3 protein-coding genes and 1 pseudogene are annotated in these 2,456 nt (G+C 68.7%); all 4 read right to left on the bottom strand.

Annotated features, from left to right (window positions below):
• A partial coding sequence (gene traD, locus EKA13_RS26875) for a conjugative transfer system coupling protein TraD (protein ID WP_141685685.1) occupies positions 1-1,082 on the bottom strand: 1,082 nt, incomplete at its 3' end.
• 4 nt (positions 1,083-1,086) lie between these two features.
• The gene (locus EKA13_RS26880) at positions 1,087-1,626 is read right to left on the bottom strand and encodes an integrating conjugative element protein (RefSeq protein WP_009459678.1); all 540 of its coding nucleotides are present in this window, start codon (positions 1,624-1,626) and stop codon (positions 1,087-1,089) included.
• Entirely contained in the window at positions 1,623-2,228 is a 606-nt protein-coding gene (locus EKA13_RS26885) for a transglycosylase SLT domain-containing protein (protein ID WP_009459679.1), read from the bottom strand. The genes EKA13_RS26880 and EKA13_RS26885 overlap by 4 nt, the downstream gene beginning before the upstream one ends.
• Positions 2,210-2,456 (bottom strand): annotated as a pseudogene (locus EKA13_RS26890) (TIGR03759 family integrating conjugative element protein); the annotation flags it as partial. The gene EKA13_RS26885 and the pseudogene EKA13_RS26890, both read right to left, overlap by 19 nt.

Consider the following 2,456-nt stretch of genomic DNA (forward strand, 5'->3'; position numbering starts at 1 on the left):
AGCTTGGCCTCGATCTGGACGATCACCTCCCAGGCCTTGGGCTCGGTCTTGGCGAAGTAGTGCTGGGCGTACTCGATAAACAGTGCGTCGATGTTGATGACGTGCCGCTGGATCAGCATGTAGTCCGGGCGCTGCCCCAGTTCCACCAAAGCGCGGGCAATGATGTTGACGAAGCGCCACGCGAACTCCCGGAAGGCCGCGCTGTTGCCTTCACCGGAGAGTTGCCCTGCGATACGGGTGGCGACTTCCGAGATGCGACCGAAGCGTCCTACCGCGTTGTAGCGGGCGCTGATTTCCGGCCAACCGAGGTGGAAGATGTAGAACTCGCCTTCACGGCCTGCGCGCTGGGCTTCGACGTACATCCGCTTCAGGAGATCCGCGTCGCCCTTGGGATCGATAACGATCACGACCTCGTGCTCGCCGGCAGCGTTCTTGCGACGGATGTCCTGAGTCACAAACAGCTCGGCCAGCCGCGTCTTGCCCACGCGCGTCGTGCCCAGCACCAGCGAATGTCCGACGCGCTCACCCAGCGGCAGGCTGACGTCCACCTCGTCGGGTTCGATGCCATGCAGCCGCGGCAGGCCACCTACAGGTGGCAGCGGGCGCACAGGGTTGAACGGAACGTCCCAGCCCGTGAGAGCGGAGAGCCGGGACAGCGGGAACGGCGCAAACTCCAGCCGTTCCTCCAGCCGACGCGCCAGGCGATAGGCCGGTGTCGGCTCCGCGTAGCGGCGAAACTCCGGCCGGTATGTCTGCATGAGCCTATGGGTGTGCTTCTGCTCCCACAGGAATCCGCGCCCGATGAAAAGCCGCTGCTGGCTGACGGGCACATCCTTGCTCGTCATCACGTAACGCGGCAGGCGGCGGATGTTGCGCCTATAACGCAGGATGACGCGAGCGTCGCGGTAGCGGATCGCGCCGTAGGCGCCGAACGCCAGGGCGCTGCCGACGCCCATGGCCGGACTCAGCGCGAGCGACCACGGGGCCACCAGGGACAGAAACGCGGCGCCTGCACACGCTGCGACGGTGTATAGCTCCACCGCTGGGCGTAGCAGAACCTCGACCGGCTGTTTCCCCGACATGGCTTCATTGCTCGATGCCGGTGGCCGTGATCAGCGCCGGGTAATGCCGCAGGCCTAGGCGATCGGCCAGGTCGTCTCCGGCTACGGGCGCGAGCGGCACGCCCGGCACCAGGGCACGCAGCCCTGCCAGGCCCTGCGCGGTCTCGACATTGACCACTAGGCCGACCGCGCCGCGTTCGCGCAAAGCAACGCCGCGGCGCTGCAACCAGGCCCGGGAGGCGTCGTCGTCGCCGATGACCACGAACGGCCGCAGGCCGGGCGCTTCGATCACGCGCCGAGCGACGGTGCCAGGCGTGAGTTTGGTGCTGCGCACCGGCAGCATCGCTGCCTCGTCCGCGGGTGTGGCGGGAACCTGTGGCGTCGGAATGGGCGGCCGGGCCGGGACATCGGCGCGCGGCTGGAGGTTGAGGGCCTCGTAGTACGGCAGCGCCGACGTGCCACCGCGATCTTCGACCACGATCAGCGGATCGCCGGCACGCGATGCCAGCGGCAGACCCGCCAGCAGCACAAGCAGGCCCCGCAGGGCCAGATGGGATTTCGTCATGGGGAAGTCTCCTGGCGCGTGGCGAGCACCGCGGCGTTTGGGCGTGCGCCCTGCACACGCGCGAGATGGCGCGACACGCTGCGCCGGTAGCGGGCGGCGGGCTCGCCGCCCGCAGGACGGTGGTAGCGGCCGATCGCCAACAGCCAGTCTTCGCCGGACGTGTGCTGCTCCTTCAGGATCTCAGCGGCGATGGCGAGGTTGCGATAGGGGTCCAGCAGGTCGCACGCGCTGGTGAAGCGGTGCTTGTGGTAACCGAGGTTGATCTGGCCCAGGCCTGCATCGATGCGCGTGTGGGGCGTGGCGCGCATTGCCTGTTGCAAGCCCGAGCAGGCGTCGGCGCGCGTGGCGAAGCGGCGCGACTGGCCGGCGACATTGAGGGACCACGGCCACGGGACGATGCGCCCGTTGCGCCGAACACCGCTCTCCTGCAAGGCCACGGCGAAGAGCACGGTCGAGGGGATGCCCGCCCGCTGTGCGGCGAGTTGGTAGGCCGGTGGTGGAACCTCCTGGGCATGGACGGCGCAGGCGCACAGGCCGGTAGCAAGCACCAGTGCGCGCAGGAGCTGCGAGACGGAGGTGGCCGCTACGGCTGACGCTGCCATTGGCCGTTCACCTCGCGCACAGCCGCGGGCAAGTCACCGGGCAGGCCCAGCGACAGCCAGCGGCCGCCGTCGTGGTTGAGGGTAATGCTGCCGCTGCGCACGCGCGCCGGGTCGATCTGCGCGCGCTTGGCCCAGTCGCGGATGCGTGCATCGTCCTGGCGGCTGCCCACCATATACAGGTCGAACTCGGCACCCGAGGATTGCAGGCGCTGCACGAGCTGCCCACAG

The sequence above is a fragment of the Pseudomonas defluvii genome, assembly GCF_001695625.1.
Taxonomy (GTDB): Bacteria; Pseudomonadota; Gammaproteobacteria; order Pseudomonadales; family Pseudomonadaceae; genus Aquipseudomonas; species Aquipseudomonas defluvii.

What these genes read in the sequence shown, in the direction of transcription:
- EKA13_RS26880 (WP_009459678.1), bottom strand. Translation starts at nt 1,626, where the DNA reads ATGACGAAATCCCATCTGGCCCTGCGGGGCCTGCTTGTGCTGCTGGCG.
- EKA13_RS26885 (WP_009459679.1), bottom strand. Translation starts at nt 2,228, where the DNA reads ATGGCAGCGTCAGCCGTAGCGGCCACCTCCGTCTCGCAGCTCCTGCGC.